Source organism: Vibrio sp. 10N.247.311.47, from assembly GCF_041467535.1.
Classification (GTDB): domain Bacteria; phylum Pseudomonadota; class Gammaproteobacteria; order Enterobacterales; family Vibrionaceae; genus Vibrio; species Vibrio crassostreae_C.
Window position 1 is genome coordinate 187,255 of record NZ_JBFSUR010000005.1, and the last position, 16,731, is coordinate 203,985.

The following is a 16,731-nucleotide window of genomic DNA, read 5'->3' on the forward strand; positions in this document are numbered from 1 at the left end:
TATATCACCATGCAGTTTTAATTATGACCGAATGGAAAGACGACCAACCGATCTTTAGGCAACTTGCCGCAAAGATCAGTGACCAAATTCTTCAGGGTGTTTGGCTAGAGCTACAAGCATTGCCCTCTGTGCGTGCGGTTGCCGCCGATCTCAAGATCAACCACCTTACTGTCATGAAAAGCTACCAGTTACTGGTGGATGAAGGCTTGGTAGAGAAAAAACGCGGCCAAGGCATGTATGTGGCCGAAGGGGCACTTCAAAAATTGAAAGAGTCCGCACACCAATCATTCATCAACACACAGATCCCAGCCATCGCTGAGACGCTAAGCATCATTGATATGAGTGTCGAAGAACTCGTGAAACAGCTAGCACAACATATAAAGGACAAGTCATGAGTACTTTACTTTCCGTGAAAAACGTAACCAAAACCTATTCAAATCAAGTGGGTGTCGAGAACATCAGCTTTGAGTTAAAACCGGGGCAAGTGCTTGGACTGCTGGGCCACAATGGCGCAGGTAAATCGACTCTGATCAAATCACTGCTTGGTGGACACAACTATCAAGGTGAGATTGAAGTAAACGGCTACCACCCTATCCACCAGCACGCAGAGCTCATGCAGCACTTGTCGTACATCTCAGATGTTAACGTGTTACCAGAGTGGATGACGGTTAAACAACTACTTCGATACACACAAGGTGTACACCCTAGCTTCAACAAGCAAAAAGCAGAACAGACGCTAAGCAGCACCAACATTAAGTTGTCTTCTACTATCAAGCAGCTTTCTAAAGGGATGAAAGTACAACTTCACCTTGCGATCATCATCGCGACTGACACTCAAGTGTTGATCTTAGATGAGCCTACACTGGGCTTAGATTTGCTGTACCGCGATACTTTTTATCGCCACCTACTAGAATGGTTTCACGACGGTGAACGCGCCATGATCATTGCAAGCCATGAGGTTTCAGAAATTGAACACCTATTAACGGATGTACTGATTTTGAAGCAAGGTCATTGTGTACTGCAAAAAAGCATGGAAGACATCGAAAGCGACTATTTCATTATTGAAGTCGCAAACAACCATTCAAGCGAGATTCAGAAACTCAACCCACTGACCTCACAATCAGGGCTAGGCACTACTAAGTGGTTATTGGAAGGTCAATACAAAGCGCAGGTTGAATCACTGGGTAACATCTATAACGTTGGTCTCGCAGATCTATTCCTTGCAACACAGATGGAGAAGGCATAATGCATCCAAGTTTTTACATGCTAGAAAAAGAACTCATCGAGCACAAAGTTAACACTCGATTGCCTCTGTTTGTCGCGTTATGTGGTTTCTTACTGTTCGTTGGTCTGTTCTTTAATGGCGCAGCACAACATGAGTTTTTCTTTAAAATGCAAGTGAACGGTGACGTGAGCGACATCCACAGAGAGTTCGCACAAGACCTCAACTCAGTGATCTACTTTGGCGCGGGCCTTATTTCACTGATCCTATCAACGCTTTACATCCCTAAAACGCTGCGTAAAGAGCGCCAAGAAGGCAGTTCGATGTTTTGGAGAAGTATGCCGGTATCTAACGCAATGACTCACGGTGTGAAACTCGGCTTCGGTTTAGTGGTGATTCCGGCTATCTGTGCATTGTTAGTACTGTTCGCAGATTTTCTATTCTGGATATTGAACGTCTCAAGTGAACAACAACTGGCGCTATTGGTTGAACAACAATCTCTGTTTTATGTGCTGAGCAACTGGGTCGTGTTTTTTGGACGAATGATGTTAGTTGCACTGGTTTTATTGCCACTGGCAACCGTCACTCTAGCGATTTCGCAGCTGGTAAACTCTCCATTGCTTGTCATTTTCATCTCAAGCTATGCGATTAAGTTCCTCTCTGTCGCAGTGTTTGGGTTCTATAGCATCAATGACTTCCTATCTCTCATCGCGTCATTACCAATGAATGTACTCATAGCAAGCAACCCATTAAGTGCGATTGCAGAAGCGCCGATTTTATCTTTAGGTATTTACGCACTGATCGGTGTTGGTGGCTATCTACTGAGCCTAAAGCTAAATAGAACGGACGATGTGAGCTTAAAGACGCTGTTCCAACGTTAACGCATTCGCTCCTGACGTTGGTGTTATCTCTCCCGAGCAGGTAACCACACCAGATATCAAAATCTAAATCAAAGCTTCTGAGAAATCGGAAGCTTTTTTTGATCACGACTTTGCGAATACAGATATGGGTAACAAGAACAAAGGTGCAAAGGGGTTTTAGTTAGGAGTAACAGAGTGAAGCAACAAGAGAATCTAAGCGGAGGTATAATGAGCTGACATTGAATTGCATTGTTGTTAATGCCTGCCAGCTCTTTGGGGATGATTTCGTTAGTCGCCGACCAGATGAAGGTCCTTGAGAGTGCTAATGAAATCAGTTTGTTGCGTTTTACATTTGATTAAGCTTTTCAGCTTTTAAAGCTCTACGATTAAAGCTTATTTCTTTGATGCTTCTTTTGACGTGTCTTTCCAGTATTGGATACGAACGCGATGAAGCTGTGCTCTTCTCATTTTTTTCATAAGGGATATTTCCTTTTCTTTAACTGCTCTTCATGAGCTATTTTTATTGCCAACCATTCGAATCTAACGGTGTTTGATGCCCAGTTCAATGATACAAATCACAAAATATATAGAGTTTTTAGTACCATTTACATCAAAGTATGACCTAGATATCAACTATGGCTCAATTCAATCCTATGAGCCGCTGTTCAAAATTAAGGTTAGTTCTCTCAGATGACAAATTCATTTCAGTATCAATACAGTTCAATGATACTAATTTAATAGACCGGACCAACGCTGATTTAGTTCCAGTGTCTTATCATTTGTTGATTACATCACCTTTAAAGTTACGGTGTAACTAAAAAATACATTCAATGTGAACTAATAATTGCCACATTAGCCTATACGTTACAACATCAAAATGGGATTATGTTTGTAACGGATAGAGCTTTTGATAGAAAAAAGCCGTAATGGACCAAATTAAATAGACGTAATTAAATGGACGTAATTATGAGTAAAGTAATTCTGCAAGGGCATATTCTAGTGCCAGACAACGACCTAGAAGCAGTGACACAAGCCTTGGTTGTGCACAAAGAACTGACACTAGAAGAACCTGGTTGTATTGTGTTTCGAGTCAGTCAAAGCACGCTTCAACCTAATCGCTTTGAAGTGTATGAAGAATTCACTAGCCGAGAAGCATTCGAAATGCACCAACAGCGAGTAAAAGCCTCTGAATGGGGTGAAATCTCCCAGAACGTGACACGTCATTACCAAGTCACTGATGTTCCGACATCATAATGATACATCCGCTAGCCAAACGCATCGTCACGTTGATCAAACAAGATCCCTTACGAATGAAGGTTTTAGACTGTGTCGCTCAGTTGGATTTGCCGCAGTGTTATGTCGCTGCGGGCTTTGTGAGAAACCTCGTTTGGGATCACCAGCATGGTTATGCCTCCCCGACTCCATTCAATGATATTGATGTGATCTACTTTGATCCCATTGATACCTCTTACGAATCGGATCTTAGATACGAGGCTCAGCTTAAACAACGGTTACCCGAACTGAATTGGCAAGTTCGCAATCAAGCCTACATGCACACTAGAAATGGGGATGAACCTTACCAAGGCTCATTGGATGCGATGAGTTATTGGCCAGAGAAAGAAACCGCCGTCGCCGTGAAACAAAGCCTCCATGGAAACATCGAGTGTATTTCTGCCTTTGGCTTAGAGAGTTTGTTTGATTTGCAAATCACACCCAATCCAAAGCGTAGCCGAGATATCTTTGATCAAAGAGTACAATCCAAGAACTGGCTGACCCAGTGGCCCAAGTTAACGATTAGTCGCAGTGAACTAGCTTTCGAATTCAAACGCTAAAACCATTGACTAAAATCCCAATCAGATCGAACATGCCCCACTTGTTAGCTTATTAACTTATTAACTTATTAGCTTAGTAAGTTAGTTAGTTAGTAACTAACCAACTCATCAACCGCGCGTGGCGACTAGCTGCTACGCTCTCTCGTCATACTGAGTAACGACCATGAACCAACAATACATGCTGCAAGCACTCGAAGCTTCGCGCCAAGCCCTACCCGATTGCCAACCAAACCCGCCTGTGGGTTGTATTTTGGTGAAGAACGATAAGGTGGTGTCTGTTGGATATACGAAAAAGGTCGGTGGAAACCACGCCGAGGTTGAAGCACTGAATAGCTATGACAGCGAAACGGACGGAGAAATGGAAGGCGTTACCGCTTACGTAACTCTAGAGCCATGTTCATTTGTTGGCAGAACACCCGCTTGTGCCAATACATTGGTTAAAGCAGGTGTAAAACACGTAGTAATGGCGATGCTAGACCCAGACCCTCGCAATAATGGTCGTGGTGTGGTGATACTTGAATCACACGGAGTGAAAGTGGATGTAGGACTATGCCAAGAACAAGTGAGCGCCTTTTTAACCCCTTACCTTGGTAAGTCCTAGATCTAAACAGCCAGTATTAGTTCAATTTCACTCGGTAAAGCGGATTAACTGGCTTATCGACAAAATACGACCAGATATGATCGTAGACGGCATGTTGGTTAGGGAATGGCGCCAACGCTTTTGCCTCTTCTAAATTGCACCAACGATACTCGGTATGCTCGTCATTCAGTTCAATCGCTTGGTTGGGTGGGCATAGCACTGCAAAGACCGGGATTAGCTGAATTACATTCACGTGCGCCTCGTAAAACTGCTCCAGAAACTGCGCGTTATACAAAGCTTCCACTTTAATTTGGGTCTCTTCTTCAAATTCGCGCACGATAGCCTGCCAACCTGTTTCGCCCGCTTCAATCGAGCCTGCGACATGGCACCAAAATTCGCCTTTCACACGCTTCATTAATAGCATTTTCATTTGTCCGTCGATCTCTGAAATAGCGACACCGGATACAATCGAAGTATTGAGTGGAATCATAGCGTTACCTTAGGTTGAACAAGAGGGCGGCAAGGCTACCACTCTTCGTTTGTGAAGTTACCTTCTATGATTAAAAACGAGAAGTTACTCATCAATTAATGAAGTTCAAGCCATAGCTCATGGGTTCAGTGTTAACCATCTCGCTTAGCTATCCAGTAATAGAACCATTTCTTATTTGAGGCGTATTTCGATAAAGAGTAGAATCGCCGCCTTGTACTGTGTTTAAAGCCTTTAAACATACACAGTAGACTCACAACCATTTATCACCACGATATAAGTAGTAAGACGACAATATGCACTCATCCAAACCAACGCACGTCTCAGAAAACAGCCACACACCTGAGCATTGCTTCACTCGCTTTCAACAGCCGATCGAGTCATATTCGTTGCCTGAGCGTTTCACCTTCCCGTTCTATTATGAACCACACGCACTGTGTGAAATCGCTTCTCATCAGCTTCAACAATATCTAGAAACTCAAACCGACTGGCAGCATGACTTCGGACTGGATTCTGACGCTGGTCGCGGCAAAATGTTTGGTGTGTTACTGGTGAAAAGCCCAGAAGGTGAATTGGGTTACTTCTCTGCTTTCTCTGGAAAAATCGCCGACCAAAACCTACTGCCCCATTTTGTGCCACCCGTATTCGACATGTTGAGCAGCGACAGCTTTTTCCATCAAGACACAGCCGACATGATGGCTGTAAATGCGAAATTTAAAGCGCTGCAAGCAAACGCTGAATACCTTGAATTGTGTGAACAGTTAGCACAACAGAAAGCACAGGCAGAACAGGAGATCGAAGCGCAACGTTTGTTGATTATAGAAGGCCGAAAAACACGTAAAGAACAACGCGAACAAGGTAAAGAAAACCTTGATGAACAAGCCTTCGAACAACTGAATAATGAGCTTAACAAGGCCAGTGTTGCCGACAAGAACCAGCAGAAGTACCTAAAGCTCAACTGGGAACAGATCCTAAACGAGTTACAAATCAAAGTTGATGTGTTCACTAATCAATTAGCTGAACTCAAAGAGCAAAGAGCACACCTTTCTCATCAGCTTCAACACAAGTTGTTTTCACAATACGCTTTCCAAAATGCGGAAGGAAACATTGAGGATCTGAACCAGATCTTTGAAGACACCCCAAACAAGATACCACCAGCAGGTTCTGGCGAGTGTGCCGCACCCAAGCTTTTGCAATACGCGTATTTAAACGGTTACACACCATTGGCACTGGCTGAATTTTGGTGGGGCCGCTCTCCAAAGTCGGAAATCCGCAAGCACAAGAAATACTACGCTTCTTGTCAGAGTAAATGTGTGCCGATTTTAGGCCATATGATGAAAGGCCTAGAAGTCGATCCAAACCCATTGCTAGAGAACCCAGCAGAAGGCAAAGAGCTGGATATTCTGTTCCAAGATGAGCACATCGTGGTAGTACACAAGCCAGCAGGTTTTCTATCCGTGCCGGGTAAAACCATCAAAGATTCCGCCTACACACGTGTTCAAGAAATGCATCCCGATGTTGAAGGCCCATTTGTGATTCATCGCTTAGACATGGCGACCTCTGGCATTCTGATATTTGCTCTAACACGACGTGCGAACAAAAGCTTACAGAAGCAGTTCATTACTCGTGAAGTTGAGAAGCGATATGTCGCAATGATTGAAGGTGTGCTAGACCAAGACGAAGGCTATATTCGACTGCCATTGCGTGGTGACTTGTATGACCGCCCTCGTCAGATTGTTTGCTTCGAACACGGCAAGCCTGCAGAAACCAAATGGGAAGTGATTGAGCGAAACGAGCAAACCACTAAGGTTTACCTGCACCCTAAAACAGGCCGTACACACCAGTTACGTGTTCACTGTTCACACCAAGAAGGGCTTAACATGCCTATCGTCGGTGATGGCCTATATGGCAATAAAGCCGACCGACTGCACCTACACGCAGAAAGACTTGCACTGCACCACCCAGTCACCAAAGAGTGGATGGAATTCCAGTTCAACGCTGAATTCTAAAACCTCTCATTAGTACCGAGCTTTAAAAGGAGTCACACCGCTTGTGGCTCCTACCTCTTTTGGGTATATCTCAACGCTTATTGCACTACATCAAGATTCACTTTGTTGTGAAGAGTAGGATGCCCTCCTTCTTCTCTCCTTGAGGCCTTTGATATGTCATCAGCTGCTTTGAATTTACACCACAACACACAAACTTCTTCTTTGATAACTGCGCAAGCACCAAGCTTGAAACCACTAGCAACCAAAAAGCCTAATCTAAATTTGGCAATGCTAAGCTTAATTGAAGAAGTTAAAAACGAACTCCCACTTTACGAATCGGAGACGTTTATCTGTGGGCCAAAAGGAAACTGCTCGGGTTGCTCTAAGAAGCTACTAGAGATGGTCGACAGTGAGTTGATGTACTGGGAGCACAGTATTTCCATTGGCCAAGGCCCCAACTTCGAAGAACTGCGCCGTTTTGGTAAGCTATGCAGCAGTGTTAGACGCGGTTTAGAGCGTAACGGTTTAGTCGAAAAACGACCAAAGAAAAGATAACAAGCCAACTCGATAATCATTACAATGTGTCGTTGGCGATCACAAGCCACCCTGCTACTAACTGATTGAACTCGTTAGCTATAAAAGTAATAATGTTTTGTAATACAATTCAGTGCGCAGACCGACTTCGTAGATTCGGACTCATAGAGATAAGTTCATCGATACTTTCACCATATTCTTGAACGACTCTATCCTTCTTGTCTGACGTGCCTTAACCTGCTGTATATCAATATCACATCAATTAGAAACCTACCTTGGACAACGGAGAGCCACCTTGAAGAGACCACAACCAGTACTGGGAAAGACCGGTATGCTATTTTTTCTCGTCATAATAAGTGCTTTCCCTCCATTGACCATCGACCTTTACTTACCTGCGCTTCCGCAGATGGTCGAGGTGTTTAATACTGACCGATCCATGGTCAACCTAACCCTGAGCAGCTACTTCGTTACTTACGCCATCGGTCTTTTGTTCTGGGGGCCGCTCAGCGAAAAATTTGGTCGTAAGCCGATCCTATTAATTGGATTAGCGGGTTATATGGTCGCGAGCATATTGTGCGCGATGACCAATAGCATCGAACAGTTGATTGGTGCTCGTGTATTCCAAGCCTTTGCGGGCAGTGCCATCACCGTTATCGCGACTGCCATTGTAAAAGATCTTTACGACGGCCGAGAACGTGAAAAGATCATGGCGACTATCATGTCACTGGTGATCATCGCACCAATGGTTGCGCCTGTATTTGGTGCCTTTCTACTGAAAATTGCGTCTTGGCGAATGATGTTTGTCACCCTCGCCGTTTTTGGTGCATTTGCGTCAGTATTAGCTTGCTGCTACCGAGAAACACTCGAAAACAAATACCAAGGTTCTATATTCCGCTCATGGGGAAGAATGGGCGTGGTCATGAAAAACCGCTCGTTCCTCAAGCTACTGGTCATTTTCTCTATCATACCGATGGCATTGATGGGCTTTCTTGCGGCGGGTTCTTATATCTACATAGATCACTTTGGATTGACCGAACAACAGTTTAGTTACGCGTTCGCATTCAATGCACTGTGCGCCTCATTTGGTCCAACAATTTACATGAAGTTGTCCTACCGAATGCCGGTTCAAAAGGTCATCTCAGGATGTTTTGCTTTATTAGCGCTTGCGGGAATCTTCACCCTAACCATTGGCGACCTGTCCCCTTGGTTCTTCATGTTCATCGCTGCACCAGCGACATTAATGGCGATCATCATGCGAGTACCGGGTACCAACTTGATGTTGAATCAGCAAGATCATGACACGGGCTCTGCCGTCGCACTGATACAGTTCTTCAGCATGATTTGTGGCTCGCTTGGCATGGTGTTGGTTTCAATACGCCCAGAGTCACTAATTGAAAACCTAGGCTTTATTCAATTATCCGTCGGTACGCTAGGCGGCCTGATGTGGCTAATGGTCAGAAACAAAGAGTTCGTGACTAATAAGCTGAATTAAAGCTCTCAAGCCTAATTGTCATTCACACTACAATAAACTTGAAAACCGCTATAACGAAATTAGAAACCGTCTACATAGGCGGTTTTCTTGTATTTGAAGACGTACATTGAATTTTCAAGCCATGAGTTTCACGCACAAAAAAGCTCCTATTAAGGAGCCTTCTTATCAGAGCCAGTGAGCACTCAGTTTGGTCAATTGTTACTAAGCTTGAGCCACTTGACGTGCTGGGTGTTTAATAAACACAGCAACCACAGCCACGATTGCAAGAGCAAAACAGTAGTAAGAGTTAGCTACAATATCCAAAGGCGATAGGTTAAATACCGAACCTAACAGCAATACCTGCGCACCGTAAGGCAACACGCCTTGAATCACACAAGAGAAGATATCCAACAAGCTTGCAGAACGACGTGGAGACACATTGTTCTCTTCCGCCAATTGACGAGCCACACTACCAGACACAATAATCGCTACCGTGTTGTTTGCAGTACATAGGTTCACCATAGATACCAAGCCAGCAATGCCTAGCTCACTCGCACGACCATTCGCTTGCTTAGAGTGTGAAGAGCCAAACGCACGAATCACACCACTTACTAAGTTAGTCAGGAACGCCAATCCACCTTGACGACGCATTAGCTCACTCAAACCGCCAATTAGCATCGACAATAAGAAAATCTCCTGCATGTTGCCGAAGCCTGCATAGATATCTTGAGCGTAATCAGTCATACCGTAGTTCTCAACAGAACCTAGGCTCACGCCACCCGCCAGCAAGATACCAATCGTCAACACAACGAACACATTCATGCCCGATACCGCAAGGATTAGGATAGTGATGTACGGAAGGACTTTCAGCCATTCAATTGGGCCTGTTTCAGGAACTTGAGTTGCTGTGCTGTTGAAAGCAAAGATAACAATCGCGATAAGTGCAGCAGGAAGTGCTATACGGATGTTCTCTTTAAACTTGTCTCTCATCTCACAGCCTTGCGAGCGAGTCGCGGCAATCGTGGTATCTGAGATGATAGAAAGGTTGTCACCAAACATAGCGCCACTTAGCACTACGCCAGCGGTTAGAGGAATACTCATACCAGCTGAGTCAGCAATGCCTAGTGCAACAGGAGCAACCGCAGCGATAGTACCCATAGAGGTGCCCATTGCTGTCGCAATGAACGCCGAAATAAGGAAGATGCCCGGTAGGATCATGCTCGTTGGGATAGCCGATAGACCAAGGTTTACCGTCGCGTCCACGCCACCAGAAGCTTTAGCCACAGCAGCAAAAGCACCCGCCAATAGGTAGATCATACACATTGCGATAATGTCTTTGTGACCCACGCCACCTAAGAACTGCTCAATCGCACGGTTCAATTTATCTTTGCTCAATAGCAACGCTAACATCACAGCAGGCAGAGCCGCAATCGGAGCTGGAAGTTGATAGAAAGCAAAATCGACGCCTTGTAGCGACAGGTATGTACCCACGCCAATAAACAGCGCAAGGAAAACGATCAGAGGGATAAGCGCCACTGCAGAAGGGGCAATTACCGCGTTAGAATTTTTTGAATTGGACATGGAACGACAACACAATAGAACAGGAAGGTGAGCAGACTAATGTCACACTTAGAACTTGTCAACGTCTAGACGTCTAAACGCCTAATTTAATGCAAAGTAATAAGAACCCTATTGAGCATCACGTAATAAAAAAGGCTATTTACTCATCAGTAAACAGCCTTTCGATAACAGATAGTGCGCCGCTAGAAGTTAGCGTTTCTGCTTGAACGTTACTTGGTATTCACCAATGCCTTCGTAGTGGAAGGTCGTTGGTTTATCGAATTCCATTTCCACGATACCGCAGTAAGAGCCCGTGATAATGGCTTCACCCGCTTGGAAATCAACACCACGACGTGTCATGTAGTTAATCAGCCAGTAAATTGGGCTTGGTGGCAGTGTATTCGGGTGCTTACCGTCGAATGCTTGAACTTGCTCGCCTTGAGTCACTTCAATACTGATCTCTGCAGAAGTGAACGCTTTTTCGCGATCAATCTCAGAGCCAATAAATAGACCTTGGTTTACTAGGCCATCGGCCAGCTTTTCATAGAACTCAGCGCCGCTGTCATCCGCAAAACGAGACTGCATTAACTCAAGTGCCATGTGGCAAGAACCAATCGCTTCGTTGATTTGCTCTTCGCTGTAGCCTTCTTGGCTTGCAGGCAGGCTCTTAGCAAGCGTAAATGCGATTTCAGGCTCAACGCGTACTACGCCGTTGTCAGCAAACAGTTCACAAACTTCGCCTTGTTGAACGCTGCCCGAGAAGATTGGTGCAACAACAAACTTGTCTTCAGCCAGAGGAAGTAAGCACTTCCAACCGCCGACTTTATCGCTTTTCAAATCGATCATTGAAGATTGGATCTTTAGCGCATCTTCCAAGTTATTCGGACGGTACTGTTCGTCCAATCTTGGTGCTTTGGTGCCAGCAACACGACGACTCAACAGTTCTTCAGCTGCTTGTTTAAATACATTTGTCATATAATACCACCTTTAGTTTTATGACCAGTATAATATCGGATTTCTTAAAGCTTGAATAGACAATTCAACAACGGTACTACACCGAAAATTCAGCCATCAATTTTCGCATATTCTAGACGCAAACAACTGAAACTATTTTGATTTAAATGTAAAAAGCCAGTAATTTGATTACTGACTTTTCGATGTATTACTGATGTTCAGGCTTTACTGCCCTTTCAACGTCTTCTTCAAATTCTGCATGAAGTTTCTGAAGTGAGGCATGAAATCAACAAACAGAGGGTGTTTTCTATCTTGCATCATCAATGGGCCTAACAAGCGAATGCTCACTCCTAGTCGCGCTGCTGATTGCTCGTCTAAGCCGCTGTCATGTTTGATCTTCTCAACAATCGCGAACATATCTTCTCTGTCTTCAATTTCAAACTGCATGGTTTGAAGTTCACGATCTTCTTTGATGTTCACTTCTTCGATAGTGATACGGTAGTTATTGTGTTTGCCTGTGAATGCTTTCATTTGGACCTCCTAAAATGCTTAAAAAGTGTTTTGGTTAGCTCTTCATGAATCGTTCGAGCTTAGGTTTAACCGTCATCGACATCACGACCATGATCGCAAGGCCAATGGGAAGTGCGGCAATAAATCCATTAAACCATCCACTGGTAAACGCCGATGTATCCGAAAATCCAATGTTATTTGCCGCTGTTACAAATGCCATCATGGACTCCATTATGAATGCCATGATCAGTCCTACGATCAGGTTGCGAACTTTCTCGCTATAAGTTGTGAACACTCTAGCAACGGCTTTGGTGACTAAAGCCATCATCACCGTGCCCATTGGCATCATGATCACGACAACAAGGGCTAACGAAGAAAGCCAGTTGCCAATAAATTCCTCGCCGAATCCGACATTCATGTAAGTCATCACAGCCGTTAAACTGCCGCCAATCGTCAGCATTAAGCTCATCATGACCAAAACTTTGTATAAAACCGGTGTGCCTTTTTGCTCAGGAAGAGTTGGCGTTAGAGTTGCTTGAATCGTCATATCTATTTCCTGTCTTGAATTTACGAACAATTAAGTTGATAATGTCAACTATAAATACAGTGGTTGATAATGTCAACTATATTTCTAAGGATCGTTTATGTCTGATAACACATCGCTAGAATCAATCTTTCGTCTAGTGCACTCTTTGAAACGTCAAATGAGCGAACAGATTGAGAGCTTAGACTCAGAGATCGCACCTATGAACATTCGTGTCATGAAGATCATTACCAAGAAGTCTCCATGTACGGCTATCGATATCGCACACTTCCTAAATCGCGATAAAGCACAGGTCACTCGATTGATTAACGCTTTGATCAGTCAGGAACTTGTAAAGAAATCTCCGAACCCAGAAGACAAGCGTAGCCAGTTATTGGTTCTGACCGATAAGGGTCAAGAGATCATGACTAAGGTCTCGGATATAGATCGAGACATGCTGAAGAGAATGACCAAAGGCATGGCCGAAGATGAGTTAGAGCAATTCAGAAAAATTGCGAAGAAAATGGCGCAGAACTTAGAAAGCTGATCTTCAAAATAAAACGAAAAAACGCCACCGAATCGAATGATCGGTGGCGTATTTTGTATCAACTGGCTTTATATAGATTAGCAGCATGACTACTTCTCACTTAGATGAGAGTGTTAATTAGATGTCCGTTCTAATTATTCGATGCCAGTTTCCACCATGCCTGAACAGGTACGGGCTCTGAGATCACCAAACGTTCACCCATCACAGGGCTTACCATTTGTACATCTCGCTCTTTGCTTATCGTGAGAGCTTGATCCATTGGGTCTTGCCAATCGTGCATAGAGAGATCAAACGTGCTGTTGTGGATTGGCATCATCACCTTACCTTGCAGGTCGATGTGCGCTTGAACGCTTTGCTCTGGGAACATATGAATACCTGCCCAAAGTGAGTTATACGCGCCCGTTTCTACCATGGTTAAATCAAACGGCCCAAAACGGTCTCCAATCTCTTTAAAGCCATTGAAGTAACCAGAGTCACCGCTAAAGAAGACTTTCTTATCTGAAGCGTTAATAACCCAACTGCCCCACAGTGTTTGGTCACGATCAAGCAAGCCACGTCCAGAGAAGTGCTGTGTCGGCGTCAACGTGAACTCAATGTCTGAGGCCGTTGCCGATTCCCACCAGTTCAATTCGATGATCTTCTCTTTATCCACGCCCCACTTTTCCAACAGTGCGCCCACTCTTAATGGCACTAAGAACGTCCCTACTTTGTCGGCTAATACCTTCACGGCACCTTTGTCTAAATGGTCGTAGTGATCATGGCTGATCACTACCACATCGATGTCAGGTAGATCTTGCAGTGAGATTGGGGTTGGGTGAAAGCGCTTTGGCCCCATCCATTGCACTGGTGATGCTCGATCACTGAACACAGGGTCAGTCATCACTAGCTTGCCATCTAGCTTCATCATCACACTTGAGTGACCTAAGCGGTACGCAACGTCGTCTTGTTCTTCGATCAATTGCTCAGCTGTCATTGGAATCAAAGGCAATGCAGCGCGCGGCACTGGCTCGTTTCTTTCCACAGTCACGTATGCTTTCAAGATTGAAAAAATATCAGACATACCCGATTTGTATTCCAACTCACTGTTAGCAAACTTCTTTGGAAGCTTATCTAGATTGTCGTTTGATTGTGAACCTGTGCTTACGATAGCGACCACGGCAAGTACTCCTAAAATCGGTAATAGATATTTTTTCATTGGTATCTCTTTAACCGTTGGGATAGACCCAACACATAAACTACACCGACTAGTTTATATGCCAAAACCAAAAGTAAACCACCGAGTGTAATTTTTAATTTATCTAGACGTAAGCGTGTCAAAGTCGATTTTGGAAAAACCAATTTTGGCAACGAGTTAACTTAGTTATTTAGCTAGTAAGAAAGGTTAATCAGCAGACCATACATTCTTGAAATCTGGCCATCCCCAGTTGGTAATGGCCACGTTTTTCAAAATGCCTTGAAAACGCACGGTTTGTAGGTGATGGAACATAGGCACTAGCCAATAATCAGAAATCAACGTCGATGCAACAGGCTCCAACTCTGCCAAGTAATTCGGCAGTTCAACTGAGGCTTTGTGATGATCTAAGCGCTGTTTAAGCCAATCACTGTTCATCTCTCCGAGCGCGGAATGCAATACAGGGTCATTCATCAACCACGAGAACAGCGAAGATGGCGCATTATCATCGAGATTCAGGTTACACAATACCAAATCTTCTTTTAAATCGCCCCGCTGAGAAAGCAGCGCCAACTCTCGAAAGCTATAGGTGTTCACTTCAACTTCCACTCCATGTCGTTTAAGGATGTCCGACACGGAAATGGCACACCGATAAAGGGCATAGTAGTTATATACCGCAATGCTCAATTTCTTAGGCAACTCGCTCTCTCTGGAAGGCGTTCGATACAATTTCTGCCAACTTGGCAGTATATTTTGAGCTAAAGAGACACTAAACAAACCCTTGTTGTGTTCCAGCTGAGACAAAATCGCTTGTGGGTTGGTCAGTTGTGAAAGGTATTTGCGCTGCTCATTATTTAGTGGGCTAGCCGCTGAGTTCTGATTGAACAGGATAAACAAGCATCCATCCTCGACTCGGCTACGAAGGCCGTCTGTGTCTGCTGAAACAAGTTCCGCATCGCTTTTCCCTAATTGATGGAAACAAGAAGAATTTCCATAAGGCGATACGTGCATTTGGCTGTCATCGAAACGAGCAGTGCCCGTCATTGATTCCTCAAACTGCCAGATAGTCACCTCATCGGTTAACGAGCGACAACCATAATAATGCTCAAATGCGGCGAGCTTGATTCGTTCGTTGTTGGCATCAACCACTTTAAATGGGCCGGTTCCAATCACAGCATGAGAGACCGAATTTAATGGCGATGGCTCTCGTGTGACTTGCGCAGCAGGTTGAATCGAATACTTAACGCCAGCCAATAAGCCCGCGAACCCGGTGTCTGCTTTGGTGAGTTGAAAGCTGATCCTCAATGGCTGCTCACTGTAAACTGAAGCGACATGGGCTAGCTCTGTCTGATAGAAAGGTAAGGTTTGCAACGCAGAAAACATCGAAACTAATTGCTTAGCATCCACAGGTTGCCCATCATGAAAAGTCAGACCGGGGCGCAGATAGAAAGTCCAAACCAGTTGCTCTGTGTCATATTCCCAATGGTGAGCTAATTCAGGCTTTAACTCACCTTTACCATTACACGTCACTAGGCAGCTAAAAACCTGTCTTATCAAAAATCGTTCGCTACTGCGGTGTATATGGTGCGGAAACAAATCCTCAAACTTACGCTTATAGGTTAATTGAACGTGCAGCAGCCCTTCACGCATGGTCGCGCCGGAAGTTTCTTGCAGTAAAGAACCAAACACAGCGCGGTCATTATCCAATATGGAAAGTGCTTTTTCGTACTTGCCCTGCTCTATCAGTTTACTTGCAACATGCTGCGCCAACTCTGAATTGCTAAAACGCAGTGTTAAGTTAGAGCGTTGATTCCTGCCAACTTTTGGCTCCCACACCACCCATTCAGCTTGATGCATCTTACCAAGTAAGGTTCGAGCGTGACGCAAGCTTGTAAACAGCATATCCGCTACTTCGGCTAGGGTGACTGAATGAGAAATGTTTGGCTCGAACGACTCTAGCCGCGTGTAGTAACGCATCATGTTTAGATCAGACAAATAATGAACCTTTTAAAGATAGCTCTTCCTAATTAAGCCCATTATAAAACACATTCATCAAAAAGTAGTGTAATGCGACCAAAACAGGAACAACCAATAAAAATAACATCTGTTTTTTAGTTCCTCTTAATTATCCATAATGAACGGGTCAGCAACAAACCATAGGTTGTAAATAAAGCCTAACCAGAGAGAGTAATGACCATGAGAAAATACTATCTTAACAAGCTAAAAAGCACCTGCAGTAAGCTCGAAAGAGAAGCACTACGAACACTTATAGATCTATGTAACTGGCGTTATTAGTACACTTTTTAGCACCGAGTAAACGCGAGTTGGGTACAACCTAATATGCTCCTACCCCCAATATGAGTTAGGTCTCAACTCGCTTTTCCATTCCAATTCCCCTCTCAAGCCTGCTGTACCAATAGCTCACACAATCGATAAATTTCCGTTGTCGACTCGACAAATTTAATTCGTTTTCTTAGTTGAACGAAAAGCCT

At 44.2% G+C, this 16,731-nt stretch carries 17 protein-coding genes; 10 read left to right on the forward strand and 7 right to left on the reverse strand.

The features are described 5' to 3' along the window. Positions 1–23: 23 nt before the first annotated feature. The 6 genes from AB6E51_RS05605 (at position 24) to AB6E51_RS05630 (ending at position 4,515) form a co-directional block, all read left to right on the forward strand. Positions 24–395 carry a GntR family transcriptional regulator gene (locus tag AB6E51_RS05605; RefSeq protein WP_017060587.1) on the forward strand — a complete coding sequence of 124 codons (372 nt, stop codon included), beginning with the start codon at positions 24–26 and terminating at the stop codon, positions 393–395. After that, positions 392–1,246, forward strand: a complete 855-nt coding sequence (locus AB6E51_RS05610) for an ABC transporter ATP-binding protein (RefSeq protein ID WP_017079596.1) — start codon at positions 392–394, stop codon at positions 1,244–1,246. The genes AB6E51_RS05605 and AB6E51_RS05610 overlap by 4 nt, the downstream gene beginning before the upstream one ends. Then, on the forward strand, positions 1,246–2,103 hold the full coding sequence (locus AB6E51_RS05615) for a hypothetical protein (RefSeq protein WP_372058072.1): 858 nt from the start codon (positions 1,246–1,248) through the stop codon (positions 2,101–2,103). Before AB6E51_RS05610 ends, AB6E51_RS05615 begins: the two co-directional genes overlap by 1 nt. A gap of 945 nt (positions 2,104–3,048) precedes the next feature. Continuing rightward, a complete protein-coding gene (locus AB6E51_RS05620) occupies positions 3,049–3,336 on the forward strand; it encodes a putative quinol monooxygenase (protein WP_372058073.1) in 288 nt (95 codons plus the stop codon). Next, positions 3,336–3,914, forward strand: a complete 579-nt coding sequence (locus AB6E51_RS05625) for a nucleotidyltransferase family protein (protein ID WP_102331993.1) — start codon at positions 3,336–3,338, stop codon at positions 3,912–3,914. The genes AB6E51_RS05620 and AB6E51_RS05625 overlap by 1 nt, the downstream gene beginning before the upstream one ends. A gap of 163 nt (positions 3,915–4,077) precedes the next feature. After that, the gene (locus tag AB6E51_RS05630; protein ID WP_372058074.1) at positions 4,078–4,515 is read left to right on the forward strand and encodes a bifunctional diaminohydroxyphosphoribosylaminopyrimidine deaminase/5-amino-6-(5-phosphoribosylamino)uracil reductase RibD; all 438 of its coding nucleotides are present in this window, start codon (positions 4,078–4,080) and stop codon (positions 4,513–4,515) included. 16 nt (positions 4,516–4,531) lie between these two features. Here AB6E51_RS05630 and AB6E51_RS05635 read toward each other — a convergent pair whose 3' ends face one another. Next, the gene (locus AB6E51_RS05635) at positions 4,532–4,984 is read right to left on the reverse strand and encodes an NUDIX pyrophosphatase (RefSeq protein ID WP_016769103.1); all 453 of its coding nucleotides are present in this window, start codon (positions 4,982–4,984) and stop codon (positions 4,532–4,534) included. A 293-nt stretch (positions 4,985–5,277) separates the two neighbouring features. Here AB6E51_RS05635 and AB6E51_RS05640 point away from each other — a divergent pair, with 293 nt between their 5' ends. The 3 genes from AB6E51_RS05640 (at position 5,278) to AB6E51_RS05650 (ending at position 8,995) form a co-directional block, all read left to right on the forward strand. Further along, complete coding sequence (locus AB6E51_RS05640) at positions 5,278–6,990, forward strand: pseudouridine synthase (RefSeq protein WP_372058075.1); 1,713 nt, start codon at positions 5,278–5,280, stop codon at positions 6,988–6,990. A gap of 153 nt (positions 6,991–7,143) precedes the next feature. Further along, entirely contained in the window at positions 7,144–7,524 is a 381-nt protein-coding gene (locus tag AB6E51_RS05645) for a hypothetical protein (RefSeq protein ID WP_004729929.1), read from the forward strand. A 310-nt stretch (positions 7,525–7,834) separates the two neighbouring features. Then, positions 7,835–8,995 (forward strand): multidrug effflux MFS transporter, encoded by a 1,161-nt coding sequence (locus AB6E51_RS05650; RefSeq protein ID WP_102446850.1) that lies wholly within the window; start codon positions 7,835–7,837, stop codon positions 8,993–8,995. Between the two features lie 201 nt (positions 8,996–9,196). On the opposite strand, the gene AB6E51_RS05655 is transcribed toward AB6E51_RS05650, so the two are convergent. From AB6E51_RS05655 to AB6E51_RS05670, 4 genes are all read right to left on the reverse strand, one after another. Beyond that, positions 9,197–10,555, reverse strand: coding sequence for a Na+/H+ antiporter NhaC family protein (locus AB6E51_RS05655; protein WP_017083216.1), 1,359 nt, complete (start codon positions 10,553–10,555; stop codon positions 9,197–9,199). 189 nt (positions 10,556–10,744) lie between these two features. After that, a complete protein-coding gene (locus AB6E51_RS05660; RefSeq protein ID WP_017060576.1) occupies positions 10,745–11,509 on the reverse strand; it encodes a hydratase in 765 nt (254 codons plus the stop codon). Between the two features lie 204 nt (positions 11,510–11,713). Further along, entirely contained in the window at positions 11,714–12,019 is a 306-nt protein-coding gene (locus AB6E51_RS05665) for a DUF3861 domain-containing protein (RefSeq protein ID WP_017060575.1), read from the reverse strand. Positions 12,020–12,053: 34 nt separating this feature from the next. After that, positions 12,054–12,545: a DUF2798 domain-containing protein gene (locus AB6E51_RS05670; protein WP_017081271.1), complete on the reverse strand. Its 492-nt coding sequence runs from the start codon at positions 12,543–12,545 to the stop codon at positions 12,054–12,056. Positions 12,546–12,642: 97 nt separating this feature from the next. Between AB6E51_RS05670 and AB6E51_RS05675 the strand changes: the two genes are divergently transcribed. Next, complete coding sequence (locus AB6E51_RS05675) at positions 12,643–13,068, forward strand: MarR family winged helix-turn-helix transcriptional regulator (protein WP_017094528.1); 426 nt, start codon at positions 12,643–12,645, stop codon at positions 13,066–13,068. Between the two features lie 130 nt (positions 13,069–13,198). Here the strand turns inward: AB6E51_RS05675 and AB6E51_RS05680 are convergent, their stop codons facing one another. Further along, positions 13,199–14,263 carry an MBL fold metallo-hydrolase gene (locus tag AB6E51_RS05680; protein WP_372058076.1) on the reverse strand — a complete coding sequence of 355 codons (1,065 nt, stop codon included), beginning with the start codon at positions 14,261–14,263 and terminating at the stop codon, positions 13,199–13,201. Positions 14,264–14,449: 186 nt separating this feature from the next. After that, the gene (locus AB6E51_RS05685; protein ID WP_372058077.1) at positions 14,450–16,234 is read right to left on the reverse strand and encodes an SgrR family transcriptional regulator; all 1,785 of its coding nucleotides are present in this window, start codon (positions 16,232–16,234) and stop codon (positions 14,450–14,452) included. Positions 16,235–16,731 lie beyond the last annotated feature (497 nt).

What these genes read in the sequence shown, in the direction of transcription:
- AB6E51_RS05625 (WP_102331993.1), top strand. Translation starts at nt 3,336, where the DNA reads ATGATACATCCGCTAGCCAAACGCATCGTCACGTTGATCAAACAAGAT.
- AB6E51_RS05675 (WP_017094528.1), top strand. Translation starts at nt 12,643, where the DNA reads ATGTCTGATAACACATCGCTAGAATCAATCTTTCGTCTAGTGCACTCT.
- AB6E51_RS05655 (WP_017083216.1), bottom strand. Translation starts at nt 10,555, where the DNA reads ATGTCCAATTCAAAAAATTCTAACGCGGTAATTGCCCCTTCTGCAGTG.
- AB6E51_RS05640 (WP_372058075.1), top strand. Translation starts at nt 5,278, where the DNA reads ATGCACTCATCCAAACCAACGCACGTCTCAGAAAACAGCCACACACCT.
- AB6E51_RS05635 (WP_016769103.1), bottom strand. Translation starts at nt 4,984, where the DNA reads ATGATTCCACTCAATACTTCGATTGTATCCGGTGTCGCTATTTCAGAG.
- AB6E51_RS05630 (WP_372058074.1), top strand. Translation starts at nt 4,078, where the DNA reads ATGAACCAACAATACATGCTGCAAGCACTCGAAGCTTCGCGCCAAGCC.
- AB6E51_RS05615 (WP_372058072.1), top strand. Translation starts at nt 1,246, where the DNA reads ATGCATCCAAGTTTTTACATGCTAGAAAAAGAACTCATCGAGCACAAA.
- AB6E51_RS05605 (WP_017060587.1), top strand. Translation starts at nt 24, where the DNA reads ATGACCGAATGGAAAGACGACCAACCGATCTTTAGGCAACTTGCCGCA.
- AB6E51_RS05660 (WP_017060576.1), bottom strand. Translation starts at nt 11,509, where the DNA reads ATGACAAATGTATTTAAACAAGCAGCTGAAGAACTGTTGAGTCGTCGT.
- AB6E51_RS05645 (WP_004729929.1), top strand. Translation starts at nt 7,144, where the DNA reads ATGTCATCAGCTGCTTTGAATTTACACCACAACACACAAACTTCTTCT.
- AB6E51_RS05670 (WP_017081271.1), bottom strand. Translation starts at nt 12,545, where the DNA reads ATGACGATTCAAGCAACTCTAACGCCAACTCTTCCTGAGCAAAAAGGC.
- AB6E51_RS05680 (WP_372058076.1), bottom strand. Translation starts at nt 14,263, where the DNA reads ATGAAAAAATATCTATTACCGATTTTAGGAGTACTTGCCGTGGTCGCT.
- AB6E51_RS05665 (WP_017060575.1), bottom strand. Translation starts at nt 12,019, where the DNA reads ATGAAAGCATTCACAGGCAAACACAATAACTACCGTATCACTATCGAA.
- AB6E51_RS05650 (WP_102446850.1), top strand. Translation starts at nt 7,835, where the DNA reads ATGCTATTTTTTCTCGTCATAATAAGTGCTTTCCCTCCATTGACCATC.
- AB6E51_RS05610 (WP_017079596.1), top strand. Translation starts at nt 392, where the DNA reads ATGAGTACTTTACTTTCCGTGAAAAACGTAACCAAAACCTATTCAAAT.
- AB6E51_RS05620 (WP_372058073.1), top strand. Translation starts at nt 3,049, where the DNA reads ATGAGTAAAGTAATTCTGCAAGGGCATATTCTAGTGCCAGACAACGAC.